The sequence below is a fragment of the Streptomyces sp. NPDC058469 genome, from assembly GCF_042721125.1.
Lineage (GTDB): Bacteria > Actinomycetota > Actinomycetes > Streptomycetales > Streptomycetaceae > Streptomyces.
Map to the genome: position 1 here is coordinate 21,635 of NZ_JBHXME010000068.1, position 14,864 is coordinate 36,498.

General features: G+C 71.0%; 10 protein-coding genes and 1 pseudogene. 6 read left to right on the plus strand and 5 right to left on the minus strand.

Features of this window, described 5'->3' with window-relative positions:
• Nucleotides 1-123 precede the first annotated feature (123 nt).
• Together ACFWP5_RS26855 and ACFWP5_RS26860 are read right to left on the minus strand one after the other, a co-directional pair.
• Complete coding sequence (locus ACFWP5_RS26855; RefSeq protein WP_384161594.1) at nucleotides 124-1,347, minus strand: cytochrome P450; 1,224 nt, start codon at nucleotides 1,345-1,347, stop codon at nucleotides 124-126.
• A gap of 76 nt (nucleotides 1,348-1,423) precedes the next feature.
• Nucleotides 1,424-2,224, minus strand: coding sequence for an N-formylglutamate amidohydrolase (locus ACFWP5_RS26860; protein ID WP_384161597.1), 801 nt, complete (start codon nucleotides 2,222-2,224; stop codon nucleotides 1,424-1,426).
• An 84-nt stretch (nucleotides 2,225-2,308) separates the two neighbouring features.
• Between ACFWP5_RS26860 and ACFWP5_RS26865 the strand changes: the two genes are divergently transcribed.
• Nucleotides 2,309-2,650 (plus strand): DUF5713 family protein, encoded by a 342-nt coding sequence (locus tag ACFWP5_RS26865; RefSeq protein ID WP_384161599.1) that lies wholly within the window; start codon nucleotides 2,309-2,311, stop codon nucleotides 2,648-2,650.
• A 115-nt stretch (nucleotides 2,651-2,765) separates the two neighbouring features.
• On the opposite strand, the gene ACFWP5_RS26870 is transcribed toward ACFWP5_RS26865, so the two are convergent.
• Complete coding sequence (locus ACFWP5_RS26870; protein WP_384161602.1) at nucleotides 2,766-4,985, minus strand: NADP-dependent isocitrate dehydrogenase; 2,220 nt, start codon at nucleotides 4,983-4,985, stop codon at nucleotides 2,766-2,768.
• Nucleotides 4,986-5,195: 210 nt separating this feature from the next.
• Here ACFWP5_RS26870 and ACFWP5_RS26875 point away from each other — a divergent pair, with 210 nt between their 5' ends.
• Nucleotides 5,196-6,767: a M1 family metallopeptidase gene (locus tag ACFWP5_RS26875; RefSeq protein ID WP_384161605.1), complete on the plus strand. Its 1,572-nt coding sequence runs from the start codon at nucleotides 5,196-5,198 to the stop codon at nucleotides 6,765-6,767.
• 13 nt (nucleotides 6,768-6,780) lie between these two features.
• On the opposite strand, the gene ACFWP5_RS26880 is transcribed toward ACFWP5_RS26875, so the two are convergent.
• The gene (locus ACFWP5_RS26880) at nucleotides 6,781-7,878 is read right to left on the minus strand and encodes a mechanosensitive ion channel family protein (RefSeq protein WP_384161608.1); all 1,098 of its coding nucleotides are present in this window, start codon (nucleotides 7,876-7,878) and stop codon (nucleotides 6,781-6,783) included.
• 209 nt (nucleotides 7,879-8,087) lie between these two features.
• Nucleotides 8,088-8,934: pseudogene (locus ACFWP5_RS26885) on the minus strand (amino acid permease); the annotation flags it as partial.
• A gap of 222 nt (nucleotides 8,935-9,156) precedes the next feature.
• On the opposite strand from ACFWP5_RS26885, the gene ACFWP5_RS26890 reads away from it, so the two are divergent.
• The 4 genes from ACFWP5_RS26890 (at nucleotide 9,157) to ACFWP5_RS26905 (ending at nucleotide 14,602) form a co-directional block, all read left to right on the plus strand.
• Nucleotides 9,157-10,596, plus strand: coding sequence for an FGGY family carbohydrate kinase (locus ACFWP5_RS26890; protein ID WP_384161611.1), 1,440 nt, complete (start codon nucleotides 9,157-9,159; stop codon nucleotides 10,594-10,596).
• Nucleotides 10,593-11,996, plus strand: a complete 1,404-nt coding sequence (locus tag ACFWP5_RS26895) for an FAD-dependent oxidoreductase (RefSeq protein WP_384161614.1) — start codon at nucleotides 10,593-10,595, stop codon at nucleotides 11,994-11,996. Before ACFWP5_RS26890 ends, ACFWP5_RS26895 begins: the two co-directional genes overlap by 4 nt.
• Nucleotides 11,997-12,111: 115 nt before the next feature.
• Nucleotides 12,112-13,341, plus strand: a complete 1,230-nt coding sequence (locus ACFWP5_RS26900) for an NAD(P)/FAD-dependent oxidoreductase (RefSeq protein WP_384161617.1) — start codon at nucleotides 12,112-12,114, stop codon at nucleotides 13,339-13,341.
• A gap of 91 nt (nucleotides 13,342-13,432) precedes the next feature.
• Nucleotides 13,433-14,602 carry a low temperature requirement protein A gene (locus ACFWP5_RS26905; protein WP_384161620.1) on the plus strand — a complete coding sequence of 390 codons (1,170 nt, stop codon included), beginning with the start codon at nucleotides 13,433-13,435 and terminating at the stop codon, nucleotides 14,600-14,602.
• Nucleotides 14,603-14,864: the final 262 nt, after the last annotated feature.

A 14,864-nucleotide genomic window follows, 5' to 3' on the forward strand; every position in this document is an offset into this window, starting at 1 on the left:
TGGGCGTCGGGGGGGGGGGGGGTGCGTGGGTGTGTGCGTGGGGGGGGGGGCGGTGTGCCCCGGGGGCGGCGGGGGTGGCGCCGCCCCCGCCCCCCCCCCCCACGGCACTGCTCGCGCCGCGGCCTACCAGGTCGCCGGCAACGTCTGCGGCCCCCGGATCATGGTCTTCCGGCGCCAGACGATCTCCTCGGCGGGGACGGCGAGTTGGAGCCCGGGGAGGCGGTCCAGCAGGGTGTCGACGAGGAGTTCGGTCTGGAGGCGGGCCAGCACGGCGCCGGTGCAGTAGTGCGAGCCGTTGCCGAAGGCCATGTGCGGGTTGGGGTCGCGGTCGACGTCGATGCGGTCCGGGTCCGGGAAGACCGCCGGGTCGCGGTTGGCGGCGAGGTAGGAGACGTAGACCGGGTCGCCCGCGCTGATGCGCAGACCGTGCAACTCGACGTCCTCCAGGGCGATCCGGGCCAGACCGACCGAGGTGCGGTGCGGGATGTGGCGCAGGAGTTCGTCCAACGCGGCCTCCCTGCACTCGGGTTGTGCGCGCAGGCGCTCCAGCAGTGCGGGGCGGGTGAGCATCAGGTACAGCATCTGCCCGCAGTTGTGGGTGACCGCCTCCCCACCGATCTGCAGCGGGCCCGCCACACCGGCCGCCTCCGCCTCGCTGATCTCGCCCCGGGCCACGGCGGTGCCCAGCAGGGAGTAGACATCGGTGCCGTCGCTCTCGGCGCGGGCACGGATCGTCTCGGTGATCCACGCGTACATGCCGTTCTTGGCGCGGTCGGCGGCCTCGGCACCGCCGGACGTGGAGATGATCTGCCGCGTCCAGGCGTGCACCTGCTCCCGGTCCTCGTCGGGCACCCCCATGACCTCGCTGACCACGGCGATCGGGAAGGGTTCGAGGACCCGCTCGATCAGGTCCGCCGGGGGCCCGTCCGCCACGACCCCGTCGACCAGCTCGTCGAGCAGTGACTGCGCCCGGGGCCGCATCCGCTTCATCGCACCGACGGTGAACGCGCCCGCGACCGCCTTGCGCAGCCGGTTGTGGTCCGGCTGGTCGGCGAAGGCGAGGGAGCCCGGGCGGGGCTTGAAGTGCGGGGCGAGGCGGGTCACTTGACGGGTGGTGACCTCCGCGCGGCCGAACCGCGGATCATTGGTGATCATCTTCACGTCGTCGTAGCGGGTGGCCAGCCACGCCCAGCCCTCGCCGTGCGGCAGCCGGATCCGGGTCAGCGGGTCCTCGCGCATGAGGTCCGCGAGGACCGGGTCGAACTCCGTCCCGGTCAGGTCGAGCGGGGGCCAGTCCCGGATCGGGGGCGGGGCCTGGCCGGTCAGCGTGGTGGTCTCCTCGGTCATGCGTCCACCCTCGTACGCCCCCGACCGCCTGTCCTGCGGGAGTGCTCCAGCCGGAGGTCGGGTGGAGGGGCGTACGTCATCCGGACACGGCGTCCACGAGCGTCGCCAGGGCCGATGCGAGGCGGGCGGCTCCGGGGCCGTCGGGCGGGCCACCGGGCTCGGTCATGTACGTGTCCCGGCGGATCTCCACCATCAGGGCGCCGACCGCCGGCTCCTTGCCGTAGAACTCCAGCGGGACGTAGACGCCCCGGAACGGGCTGTCGAGCCCGGTCTCCCCGCACTCCGCGAACGCGTTCCGCGCCGCCGACAGCAGTGCGGGCGGGGTGTGGAGGGTGTCGGTGCCCAGGCATACGGCCGGGCGCGGGTCGATGCCGTGGAGTTCGTAGGGGAGCGGGGCGGAGGGGTAGGAGTGCAGGTCGATGAGGACGGCCCGGCCCGTCGCGGCGAGGCGGTCGGCGACGGCCTCCGTCATGGCGCGGGCGTACGGGCGGAAGTAGCGGGCGATCAGCGGCTCGGGGTCGTGGTCGGCGGGGCGTAGGTCGGCGTGGTGCGTGGTGCGGGTGTAGACGGCGCCCATGCCGACGGCGAGCATCTCCTCGCGCTCGTCCGGGAAGCGTTCCGGATCGACGACCAGGCGCGACAGCCGGTTCACGAACCGCCACGGGGTGACCGCACACCCGCGTGCCGCCTCGGCGGCGATCCGGGCCGTGTGACCGTCGGTGATGTGGTCCAGCTCCCGTTCCAACGCCGGGTCGTCCAGGAGGATGTCCGCGCGGACGTCGGCCGGTATCTCCCGCGAGGAGTGCGGCACATGGAGGATCACGGGTGAGCGGGCGGCGCCGGGCAGCAGCTCGAAGGACGGCGCGGAGGGGGACACGGGCGGCTCCCGGGGGCGTTGTCAGTGGCGTGGTGCAGGATCAAGGTATCCGCATCGACGATCACGGACCGGGGGAGCACCACCATGCCCGTCAGCAACCAGCAGATCACCGAGCACGCCTTCCTGCGGGCGCTGTACCGGGGCGACTACTACCCCGACCACGTCGTGGACCTCGGCAAGGCGATCCTGCTGCGCCTGTGCGAGCGCATCGAGACCGAGAAGCCCGCCGACCTGCCCGCGCTGTACGCCCTCACCGAGGTCGCCACCGAGGAGTTCAACGCCCTGCAGGCCGACTTCGAGGCGGCCGACAGCGACATCGAGACCGTGGCACGCGAGGAGATAGCCGAGGACTTCGGGTTCGTCGCCGACGCGTACGGCTTCGCGGACGCGGACGTGGAGGAGCTGATCGCGGTGCGGGACTGGTGACGGTGACCGACCGGGACCGGTGACCGGAGGGCTGTTCCGCGCGAACGAAGCCGCCCCGGCCGGAGGAGATCCCGGCCGGGGCGGAGAGGGGCAGGTGCCCTTCGGGCCTCGTGCGTCAGCTCAGGGAAGCCAGCGCCTCGTTCCACGTCGTCGACGGGCGCATGACCTTCGCGGCCTTGGCCGGGTCGGGCCGGTAGTAGCCGCCGATGTCGGCCGGGCTGCCCTGTACCGCGCCGAGCTCCTCGATGATCTGCTGCTGGGCGCCCGCGAGGGTCTCGGCGAGCGACGCGAACGCCTTCGCGAGGTCCGCGTCGTCCGTCTGCGCGGCCAGCTCCTGGGCCCAGTACAGGGACAGGAAGAAGTGGCTGCCGCGGTTGTCGATGCCGCCGACGCGACGGGTCGGGGACTTGTCCTCGTTGAGGAAGGTCGCCGTCGCGCGGTCGAGGGTGTCCGCGAGGACCTGCGCGCGGGCGTTGCCGGTGAACGTCGCGTACTGCTCCAGGGAGGGGACCAGCGCGAAGAACTCACCGAGCGAGTCCCAGCGCAGGTAGTTCTCCTTGACCAGCTGCTGCACGTGCTTGGGCGCGGAGCCGCCGGCGCCCGTCTCGAAGAGGCCGCCGCCCGCCATCAGCGGGACGACCGACAGCATCTTGGCGCTGGTGCCCAGCTCCAGGATGGGGAAGAGGTCGGTCAGGTAGTCACGCAGCACGTTGCCGGTCACCGAGATGGTGTCCTCGCCGCGGCGGATGCGCTCCACCGACAGCTCGGTGGCCTCGACCGGCGCGAGGATACGGATGTCCAGGCCCTCGGTGTCGTGCTCCGGCAGGTACGCGTTGACCTTGGCGATCAGCTGGGCGTCGTGCGCGCGGGTCTCGTCCAGCCAGAACACCGCCGGGTTGCCGGTGGCGCGGGCGCGGGTGACGGCGAGCTTCACCCAGTCCTTGATCGGGGCGTCCTTGGTCTGGCAGGCGCGGAAGATGTCGCCCTTGGCGACCGGCTGCTCCAGGACGACGTTGCCGGCCTGGTCGACGAGGCGGACCGTACCGGCGGCCGCGACCTCGAAGGTCTTGTCGTGGGAGCCGTACTCCTCGGCCTTCTGCGCCATCAGACCGACGTTCGGCACCGAGCCCATGGTCGAGGGGTCGTAGGCGCCGTGGGCGCGGCAGTCGTCGAGGACGACCTGGTAGACGCCGGAGTACGACGAGTCCGGGAGCACCGCGAGGGTGTCCGCCTCCGCGCCGTCCGGGCCCCACATGTGGCCGGAGGTGCGGATCATGGCCGGCATCGAGGCGTCGACGATCACGTCGGACGGCACGTGCAGGTTGGTGATGCCCTTGTCGGAGTCGACCATCGCGAGCGCGGGGCCCTCGGCGATCTCCGCGTCGAAGGACGCCTTGATCTCGTCGCCCTCGGGCAGCGCGGCCAGGCCCTTGAGGATGCCGCCGAGACCGTCGTTCGCGGAGAGACCGGCGGCGGCGAGCGTCGCACCGTACTGCTCGAAGGTCTTCGGGAAGAAGGCGCGGACCACGTGGCCGAAGATGATCGGGTCGGAGACCTTCATCATCGTGGCCTTGAGGTGGACGGAGAACAGGATGTCCTCGGCCTTGGCACGGGCGATCTGCGCGGTGAGGAACTCGCGCAGCTCGGCGACGTGCAGCACGGAGGCGTCGACGACCTCGTCCTTGAGGACGGGTACGGACTCGCGCAGCACGGTGGTGGTGCCGTCCTCGGCGACCAGCTCGATCCGCAGGGAACCGGCCTCGGCGATCGTCGCGGACGTCTCGGTGGAGCGGAAGTCGTTCTCGCCCATGGTGGCGACGTTGGTCTTCGAGTCGGCCGACCAGGCGCCCATGCGGTGCGGGTGGGTCTTCGCGTAGTTCTTGACCGAGGCGGGGGCGCGGCGGTCGGAGTTGCCCTCGCGCAGGACCGGGTTGACCGCGGAGCCCTTGATCTTGTCGTAGCGGGACTGGATGTCCCGCTCCTCGTCGGTCTTCGGGTCGTCCGGGTAGTTCGGCAGCGCGTAACCCTGCTCCTGCAGCTCGGCCACGGCGGCCTTGAGCTGCGGGATGGACGCCGAGATGTTCGGCAGCTTGATGATGTTGGCCTCGGGCGTCTTCGCCAGTTCGCCCAGCTCGTGCAGGGCGTCCGGGATCCGCTGGTCCTCGGTGAGGTACTCCGGGAACACGGCGATGATGCGCCCGGCCAGCGAGATGTCCCGCGTGGTCACGGCGACACCCGCCTGCGAGGCGTACGCCTGGACCACCGGCAGGAAGGAATACGTCGCCAGGGCCGGGGCCTCGTCAGTGTGCGTATAGATGATGGTCGAGTCAGTCACCGGTGCTCCGCTCCACGTCTGCAACATTGCTCGACATCAAGATATCTCCTGATCCGGTCCCACTCGACAGCGGTCCGTCCGCACTGCGCGAACACGCGTGTGTGGATCAAGGGCAACCGACCGCATGGTCCGGCAGTCAGTAAGGGATGGATCGCCTTGACTGACCGACGGCCGGAGCTGACCACCCGGCCGCCCGAGCGAAAGCGGATCATGAGATATCGCACCAGAGTGACGGCCCCTGCGGCCGCATTGATCGCTACGGCCACGGCGCTGACCGTGGGTTCCCCGGCCTTCGCGGCCGGACGGGGGAACGGCGACGAGACGACCGGACGGGGGAACGGCACCGAGGGCGCCGAGACCCTCGGCGACCCGGTGTTCCCGAGCCTCGGCAACGACGGCTACCGCGTCCTGTCCTACGACCTCGACCTCGCCTACGACCCGACGACCAAGCTCGTCGACGGTACGGCGACGATGGAACTCCGCACGACCGAAGCCCTGACCCGATTCTCCCTGGACGCCCTCGGCCTCGACATCCGCACGGTGCGCGTCCAGGGCCGTAGGGCCGACTTCGAGCAGGCCGACGAGAAGCTGCGGATCACGCCCGCCAGGACTCTCCCGGCGAAGTCCCGGGTCACCGTCTGCGTGGAGTACTCCGTCGACCCGAGTCGCGCCGCCGCGCCCACTGGCGGCTGGGTCGTCACCCCCGACGGTTTCGCGGTGTGCGGCCAGCCGAACCTGGCGCACACCGTCTTCCCCTGCAACGACCACCCCAGCGACAAGGCAGACTTCACGTTCCGGATCACCGTCCCGGACGGGATGCGCGGGGTCGCGAACGGTCAACTGGTGTGCACCGAGCGGCTGGACGGCGACCGGACCGCGTTCAGCTACCGCTCCCGTTCACCGATGGCGACCGAGCTGGTGCAGATCACCGTCGGCGACTACGTGATCAAGGACCGGCGCGGCCCGCACGGACTGGCGCTGCGGGACGTCGTGCCGACCGCGCGCGCCGCCGCCCTGGAACCGGCGCTCGCGCTGACCCCCGGCCTCGTGGACTGGCTCGAACAGCGCCTGGGGGCCTACCCGTTCGAGACGTACGGACTACTGCCCTGCAACTCCGACGACCCGAACGCCTTTGACTTCACGGGACTTGAGACCCAGACCCTCACCCTGTACAAGCCGAACTTCCTGCTCCAGGCGGAGAGCAAGATCGCCTCGCACATGATGCACGAGCTGGTCCACTCCTGGTTCGGCAACAGCGTCAGCCCCGCCACCTGGGCCGACCTGTGGCTGAACGAGGGCCACGCCGACTTCTACGGACTGCTCTACCGCTACGAGCGCGGCTGGCCCGACTCCCTCGGCCTGACCACGATGGAAGCCCGCATGAAGGACACCTACGCCCGCGGCGACCAGTGGCGCCACGACTCCGGACCGGTGGCGGTACCCAACGCCGCCGACCTCTTCGACAGCCAGCGCTACCTGGGCGGCGTCCTGGTGCTGTACGCCCTGCGGGAGTTCATCGGCGAGGACGCCTTCCACGCCGTGGAGCGCGCCTTCCTCGCCCGGTACCGCGACTCCTCGGCGACGACGGAGGACTACATCGCCGTCGCCTCGAAGGTCTCCGGCCAGGACCTGTCCGGCTTCCTGCGGGACTGGTTGTACGGTACGGCGACGCCGCGCATGCCCGGTCATCCGGACTGGACGGTGACGCCGGTGAACCCGTCTCTCACCGTCCCGCACGGCCGGACTGGCGGGCACTACCACGACAACTCCGGGACGCTCTGAGGCAGTTGGTCCGTCAGTCGAGCCGGGTGGAGCGCACTTCGCCCGGCTCGTCCTCGGGGATCCGCTGCTGCGGTATGGCGATCGCCCCCTGCTGGAGCGCCACCGTGCGGGTCGGTGCCGGGATGCGGATGCCTTCGGCGCGGTACCGCTTGTGCAGGCGCTTGATGAACTCGTGCTTGATGCGGAACTGGTCGCTGAACTCCCCGACCCCCAGGATCACCGTGAAGCCGATCCGGGAGTCGCCGAAGGTGTGGAAGCGGATCGCCGGCTCGTGCTCCGGGATCGCGCCGGTGATGTCGGTCATGACCTCGGCGATGACCTCCATGGTCACCCGCTCGACATGCTCCAGGTCGCTGTCGTAGCCGACGCCCACCTGGACCAGGATCGTCAACTCCTGCTCGGGACGCATGAAGTTGGTCATGTTCGTCTTGGCGAGCTGGCCGTTCGGTATCACGACGAGGTTGTTGGAGAGCGCCCTGACCGTCGTCTGACGCCAGTTGATGTCCTCGACGTAGCCCTCCTCGCCGCTGCTCAGCCGGATGTAGTCGCCGGGTTGCACGGTCTTCGAGGCGAGGATGTGGATGCCCGCGAAGAGATTCGCGAGCGTGTCCTGAAGGGCGAGCGCCACGGCGAGACCGCCGACGCCCAGGGCGGTGAGCAGAGGCGCTATCGAGATGCCCAGCGTCTGCAGCATCACCAGGAAGCCGATCGCCAGGACCAGTATCCGGGTGATGTTGACGAAGATCGTGGCCGAACCGGCCACCCCGGAGCGGGAGTTGGTGACCGCCCGCACCAGTCCGGCGATCACCCGGGCCGCCGTCACCGTGACGACGAAGATGAGCAGCACCTGGAGGGACTGGTTGACGTGGTGCTGGACGCTTCCGGTGAGTGGCAGCACCGCCCCTGCGGACGCGGCGCCGGCGATGATCGCCGACCAGGGGATCACGGTCCGCACGGCGTCCACGATCATGTCGTCGCCGCTCCACCGGGTGCGGCTCGCGTGCTTGCCCAGCCAGCGCAGCAGCAGGCGCAGCAGGAAACCCGCCAACAGGCCGCAGATCAGCGCTATTCCGGCGAGCGTGAGGTCGTCCAGGGTCAGCGCGCGGGTCATCGGTCACCGCCGGAGTGAGGAACCGCGGCGAAGAGTGCTGCCGACGGCCGGATGTGAAGAGTCGTCACGTTGTCCACCTGCTCGAAGTGCGGGCATTGCCGGAACTGCCGTCGCGCCGGCCGGAACGATTCCCCGCACCGGCGCGACCGCTCATCCTGCCGTATCCGGACGGGGAGTTCGTACCTGGTCCGGGGCCGTGAGCACGGCTTTCAGACGATTCCCTCGGCGAGTTGGGCCTGGTCGCGGTCGGAGCCGTAGGCCGCCGTGGCCGGTGTTCCGTACGAACGGCGGGCGACGTACCACCACACACTGGCCAGGATCAGGACGACGGCGAGGGCGATGGACGCGTAGTTCATCGAGTCGACTGTCACCGGCGAGGACTGCGGCAGGCAGAACAGCACGGTCACGCAGGCCACCCACACCACCGCGACCCAGCCGACCGGCCTGCTCCACCGGCCCAGGCTCCACGGACCCGGCTGAAAACGGTCCCCGGCGCGCAGGCGCAGGGACACGGGGATGGCGTACGCGGGTGTGATGCCGATGACGTTGATCGCGGTGACCGCGCCGTACGCCGTCGCCGAGTACGTGGACGGCAGCGCGAGCAGTCCGGCGGCCACCGCCAGCCACACGGCGGCCACCGGGGTCTGGGTGCGGCTGCTGACCCTGCGCCACAGGGCCGAGCCGGGCAGGGCCTTGTCCGGCTGAACGCGAAGACCATGCGGAGAAGGTGTACTGGGCCAACAGCAGACCGATCGCCGCCACGTACACGGGGTTGGACCAGCCCGTGTCGTTTAGGGCGTGCAGCAGCAGGATGCCGAGGAAGATCGGCATCGTCTTTCCGGGCGTCGGCTCGAAGCCCCACTGGATGCTGGCGAAGGCGCCGGTGAACAGGGCTGCGCCGTAGTCGATTCCGGCGATCGCGCCCAGCGGACCGAGCAGATTCAGCCAGCCCGTGTACCAGCCCCAGCGCCGGCCGCCGAATCGGTCGGCCATGTAGTAGCGGGACGTGCTTCTTCTCTCGCCATCGGCCGCCCGCCGCACGGCGGTTCGCGGGCATGACGGCAGGGTGGAGTGACAACAGCCCTCCCGCGGGCGGCGGTCGAGGAGGTCGCGTCGGTCCGCGGTCACTGTAGAGGCGGACGTTCCGTATCACCTCTCGTTTCCCGAGCGTCCCCAACTCGGCGGATATATCTGCGAGTTGACCGATGATCAGAAACGCTTGACGTGCGGTGCGGACCGGCGGCAGGCTGTCGTGCGGTGATCTACGGGAGGGGTGGTATGACGGGTCCGGTACTCGCCGTCGACCAGGGAACATCCGGCACGAAGGCCCTGGTGATCTGTCCCGAACGCGGCGTGATCGGCACCGGGTTCGTGTCGGTGGGGACCCGCCGGCTGCCGGGCGGCCTGGTCGAGGCCGACCCCGAGGAGCTGTACGACTCGGTGATCGTCGCCGGACGCCGCGCACTCGCCGAGGCCGACGAACCCGTGGCGGCGCTGGGCCTCGCCAACCAGGGCGAGACCGTGCTCGCCTGGGACCCCGACACCGGTATGCCACTCACTGACGCCCTCGTGTGGCAGGACCGGCGGGCGGAGAGTGTCTGTGCCGAACTCGCCGGGCATGCGGACGAGTTGCGCCATCTGACCGGCCTGCCGCTCGATCCGTACTTCGCCGCACCCAAGATGGCCTGGATCCGCCGCCACCTCACCCGCGACGGCATGGTCACCACCAGCGACTCCTGGCTCGTCCACCGCCTCACCGGCACCCACGTCACCGACGCGGCGACCGCGGGCCGCACCCAACTCCTCGACCTGGACAAGGCCGCCTGGTCACCCCGCGCCCTCGACCTGTACGGCCTGTCCGGGGAACGCCTCCCGGGTGTCGTCGACTGCGCCGAACTCATCGGTACGACCACGGCGTTCGGCGCGGAGATACCCCTCACCGGCCTGGTCGTGGACCAGCAGGCGGCCCTCCTCGCCCAGCGCGTCACCGCACCCGGCGGCGCCAAGTGCACCTACGGCACAGGGGCGTTCCTCCTCGCGCACACCGGCGACACACCCCGACGCGGGGACTCGGGACTGGTGAGCTGTGTGGCGTGGCGGCTCGGCGGGCGGACCAGTTACTGCCTCGACGGGCAGGTCTACACGGCCGCGTCCGCCGTACGGTGGCTCACCGACCTCGGCGTCATCACCGGCGCCGCCGATCTGGACCGCGTGGGCGGCGCCGTACCGGACAGCGGCGGCGTCGTCTTCGTACCGGCCCTCGCCGGGCTCGCCGCCCCCTGGTGGCGCGGTGACCTGCGCGGCTCGCTCACCGGACTCGGCCTCGACACCACCTCCGGACACCTGGTCCGCGCCCTGTGCGAGGGCCTCGCCGCGCAGGTCGTCGAACTCGCCGAAGCCGCCGCGGCCGACCTCGGCACACCCCTGGACGTACTCCGCGTCGACGGCGGCCTGACCCGCTCCGCCCTGCTCATGCAGACCCAGGCCGATCTCCTGCAACGCCCCGTCGAGGTCTCCGCACTGCCCGACGCGACCGCCCTCGGCGTGGGCGCGCTGGCCCAACTCGGCGCCGATCCCGGCCTGTCGCTCGCCGACGCCCTGCCCGACTGGAAACCCGCCGCCGTCTACGAACCGCGCATCACCCCCGACCGGGCCGCCGAACGCCTCGCCGCCTTCCGCACCGAGGTGACGGCGCTGCTCGACCGGGCCCCTGTATGACGGTCATGGTCAACGGGCCACTGCCATCGGGGAGTTACGACGTGGCGGTGGTCGGCGCGGGAGTCGTCGGCTGCGCGATCGCCCGCGAACTCGCCCGCCACCCGCGCCTGCGCGTGGCCCTCGTCGAGGCCCAGGACGACGTCGGCCAGGGCACCTCGAAGGCGAACACCGCGATCCTGCACACCGGCTTCGACGCGGCACCGGGCTCCCTCGAAGCACGCCTCGTCCGCGAGGGGTCACGCCAACTCGCCTCGTACGCCGCCGAGTCGGGCATCGCCGTCGAGCCGGTCGGCGCGCTGCTCGTGGCCTGGGACGAGGAACAGCTCGCCGCGCTGCCGCACTTGGCGGAGAAGGCCGTACGCAACGAATACGCCGACACCCGCGTGATCGGCCCTCCCGAACTCCACGAACGCGAACCGCACCTCGGCCCGGGCGCGCTCGGCGCTCTGCACGTGCCCGGCGAGAGCATCATCTGCCCCTGGACGACGACCCTGGCGTACGCGACACAGGCGGTCCGGCACGGGGTCGACCTGCACCTCAACTCGCCGGTGAGTGAAGTCAGTTGGGGCGAAGGCGCGCACATCCTCACCACCCCCCGAGGGACGGTCCGCACCCGCCACCTCGTCAACGCGGCCGGACTGCACGCCGACACCCTCGACCGTCACCTGGGGCACGACGACTTCACCGTCCACCCGCGCCGGGGCCAACTGATCGTCTTCGACAAGCTCGCCCGCGACCTGGTCCACCACATCCTCCTGCCCGTCCCCACGGCGCTCGGCAAGGGGGTTCTGGTCACCCCGACCGTCTACGGCAACCTGCTTCTCGGCCCCACCGCCGAGGACCTGCACGACAAGCGGGCGACCGGCTCGACCGCCGAAGGCCTTGCCTTGTTGCGGGAGAAGGGCGCACGCATCCTCCCCGCACTGCTCGACGAGGAGATCACCGCCGTCTACGCCGGCCTGCGCGCCGCCACCGAGCGGGACGACTACCGCATCACCGCCCACCCCGAGCAGGCGTACATCACGGTGGGCGGCATCCGCTCCACCGGCCTGACGGCGTCCATGGCCATCGCCGCGTACGTGACCGAGTTGCTCGCGGACACGGGCCTGGACCTGGGACCGGCGGAGGACCTGGAACCGGTCCGCATGCCGAACCTCGGCGAAGCGCACCCGCGCCCCCACCAGAACGCCCGACTCGTCGCCACCGACCCGGAGTACGGCACCCTCGTCTGCCACTGCGAGCGCGTCTCACGCGGCGAGATCCGGGACGCCCTCGCCAGTACGGTGCCGCCGCGCAACCTCGACGGACTGCGTCGGCGCACGCGGGCACGGGCGGGGCGCTGCCAGGGGTTCTATTGCGGGGCGGCTGTGCGGGCGCTGTTCGAGGGGAGCGGGGCATGATCCAGCGGGGACGTGAGGTGGGCGGCGTGTACTGCGCCGGGCTTGTCGCGGGCTTGGCTGCGGCCGGTCTCGCCCACGGGATCGCCGCACGCCCCCCGTCCGAAGACGTCCAGCCATGACCCGCCCGGAACGTGAAGTCGACGTCCTCGTCATCGGCGCCGGCCCCGCGGGACTCGCCGCGGCCGCACGCCTCGCCGCCGCCGGAGTCGCCCGCGTCGAAGTCCTGGACCGGGAACAGCGGGCCGGGGGAGTGCCCCGGCACTGCCACCACGGCGGCTTCGGCACCTGGACGCATCCGCTCACCGGGCCCGCGTACGCCCGCCTTGTTCTCACCGCCGCCGTACGCGCCGGTGCCGTCGTCCGTACCGGGATCACGGCCCTCGACTGGGCGGGACCCCTTGCACTCGACACCGTCGGCCCGCAGGGCCCGGAGACGGTCCGTGCCGCAGCCGTCGTCCTCGCCACCGGTGCCCGCGAACGACCCCGCGCTGCCCGCCTGGTGCCGGGGACACGCCCCAACGGGGTATACACGACAGGCGAGTTGCAGCAGGCGGTGCACCTGTACTGCCAGTGGATCGGTACCCGAGTCGTTGTGGTCGGTGCCGAGGACGTTTCCTATGCCGCCATGGAGACAGTGCGGGCGGCCGGAGCCCAAGTCGTCGCCATGGTCACCGAGTTGCCCGTCTCCCAGACGACAGCCACCCGCACCCACAACGCCCGTCTCCGCCACCGCATCCCGCTCCTCACCGACACCACCGTCACCGAACTCCTCGGCCACGGACGGCTGTCCGGTGTCCGCGTCCGGCACCGGGACGGTCGTAGCGTCCAACTGGCCTGTGACACCGTGGTGTTCACCGGTGACTTCGTGCCCGATCACGAACTCGCCCGGCGAGGCCGCCTCGCCCTGGACCCCGGCACCCGTGGCCCCGCCGTCGACGGTGCCCTGCACACCTCCCGGCCCGGTGTGTTCGCCGCCGGCAGCGTGCTGCACCCTGTGGAGAGCGCGGCCATCGCCACCCGGGAGGGGGTCCGGGTCGCCGCCGCTGTTCTGGAGAGCCTCGCCGGTGCCGAGTGGCCCCGCCACACCGTGCCCCTGGTCGTCGATCCGCCCCTGCGGTGGATCGCCCCCAACCGTGTCGCCCCGGGTGACGGCCATCCGTATGTCCTTCGGACCTCAGCCCTGTTGAAGCGGGCGGTCCTGCAAGTCGTCCAGGACGGGCGGCTGTTGCATCAGCGGCGCCTGCGGACGGCCGTACCGAATCGGACTCTGACCCTGACGGCGGGGTGGACCCGGCTCGTCGACCTGACGGGCGGGCCGGTGCGGGTGGTGCTCGACGGGCGGTGAAGTTCGGACAGCCGGGCGGTCGACTTGCCGCAGTAGGGGCCCACTTCGCGCATTCCGTGTCCGCCGGGGTCTCCCGTGTCCCGATACGACGATGACCGACGCAACCGCGACAACGACCGTCCCGGCCGTTCAGGTGCGCGACCGGGCCACCTGGGCGGAGCTCTTCTTCGATCTGGTCCTCGCGTTCGGCGTGGGCCAGATCGCGCACCTGCTCGCCGGACACGCCACCTGGCCCGTGCTGGGACAGTGTCTGCTCGTGCTCGTCCCGCTGTGGTGGGCCTGGGTGGACGTCGTCATGGCGATGAACGCCGTGCACGAGACCAGTCTGCAGCGCGTGTTCCTGATGCTGACCGCGCTCGCCGTCTACGGCATGGCCGTCGCCGTCCCGCAGGCGCTCGACAACCGGGAACAGGCCCTGCTGTACGCGGGCAGCTACCTCGCCCTGCGCCTGCTCATCGGTGAGGCCATCCGCAGAGAGTGCGCCCTCTACACCATCCACCCCTACCGGGCCGGACTCGCCTTCGCCCTGGTGCTGTTCGGCGCCGCCACCCTCCCCGCCCCCTGGCGCGAGGTGTGCTGGGCGGTCGCGGTGCTCGCCGAGCTGGCGGCACCCGTGCTGCTCAGCGGCCATCTCCGGCGACTGGCCTTCGGCGTCAACCATCTCCCGGAACGATTCGGGCTGTTCATCATCATCGCCCTCGGCGAGAACATCTTCTCCGTCGGCGCCGGAGTCGCCAAAGGACCGCTCGGCCCGGTCAGTCTGACCGCGCTCGTCCTCGCCTTCCTCATCGGCTGCGCCCTGTGGTGGCTCTACTTCCACCTCGTCGCCTCGGCCGTCGCCCACGCCCTGCGCACCCACCCCACCCCCGCGATCGTCGTCCGAGACGTGCTCAGCTACGGCCATCTCGTCCTGGTCGCCGGGCTGTTGCTGGTCTCCGTCGGCGCCGTACGGACCGTGCACGCCCCCTTGCGGACCCCGCACTCCGGCGCCGCGGGGCTGCTGCCCGTCGGCGCCGCCCTGATCCTGCTGACGTTCTGCTACACGCGCCGCCGGATGTTCGGCGCCGCGTCCGCCCCCCGTTTCTACTGCGGCCTCGTGCTCCTGGCCGCAGCCGCCGTGGCACCCCTCCTGCCGGCCCTCGCCGTGCTGGCCCTCACCGCCCTGCTGCTCCTGCTGGTCAACGCCGTGGAGCACTGGCTGATCAGCTCCGGCCGCAGCGTGCCGCTGGTGCTGCGCTCACGCTCCTTCGGCACGACCTGACGTAGTGCGGGGACGGACCTCGAGCAGTGCCGGGGTCCTCCTCGCGGCGCGCGCGAGGGTCCGCGGGGCGCTCCTACGGTCACCGTATGCACCTTTCCCGTTCGGAAGAGGAGGTGGCGTGATGCCGTCCCGCAGCGCCTTACCGGCCTTGCTGTCGCTGTCACTGGGCTATTTCAGCCTGGGGACGATCTCGCTGGCGGTCGTCGGCCTGAACGGTCCGATCGGGGACGATCTGCACGTCCAGCCCGCCTCGGTGGGCATC

Excerpts from the sequence above, each read along its gene's own strand:
- ACFWP5_RS26905 (WP_384161620.1), top strand. The coding sequence starts at position 13,433 with ATGACCGACGCAACCGCGACAACGACCGTCCCGGCCGTTCAGGTGCGC.
- ACFWP5_RS26900 (WP_384161617.1), top strand. The coding sequence starts at position 12,112 with ATGACCCGCCCGGAACGTGAAGTCGACGTCCTCGTCATCGGCGCCGGC.
- ACFWP5_RS26855 (WP_384161594.1), bottom strand. The coding sequence starts at position 1,347 with ATGACCGAGGAGACCACCACGCTGACCGGCCAGGCCCCGCCCCCGATC.
- ACFWP5_RS26875 (WP_384161605.1), top strand. The coding sequence starts at position 5,196 with ATGAGATATCGCACCAGAGTGACGGCCCCTGCGGCCGCATTGATCGCT.
- ACFWP5_RS26865 (WP_384161599.1), top strand. The coding sequence starts at position 2,309 with ATGCCCGTCAGCAACCAGCAGATCACCGAGCACGCCTTCCTGCGGGCG.
- ACFWP5_RS26895 (WP_384161614.1), top strand. The coding sequence starts at position 10,593 with ATGACGGTCATGGTCAACGGGCCACTGCCATCGGGGAGTTACGACGTG.
- ACFWP5_RS26890 (WP_384161611.1), top strand. The coding sequence starts at position 9,157 with ATGACGGGTCCGGTACTCGCCGTCGACCAGGGAACATCCGGCACGAAG.
- ACFWP5_RS26880 (WP_384161608.1), bottom strand. The coding sequence starts at position 7,878 with ATGACCCGCGCGCTGACCCTGGACGACCTCACGCTCGCCGGAATAGCG.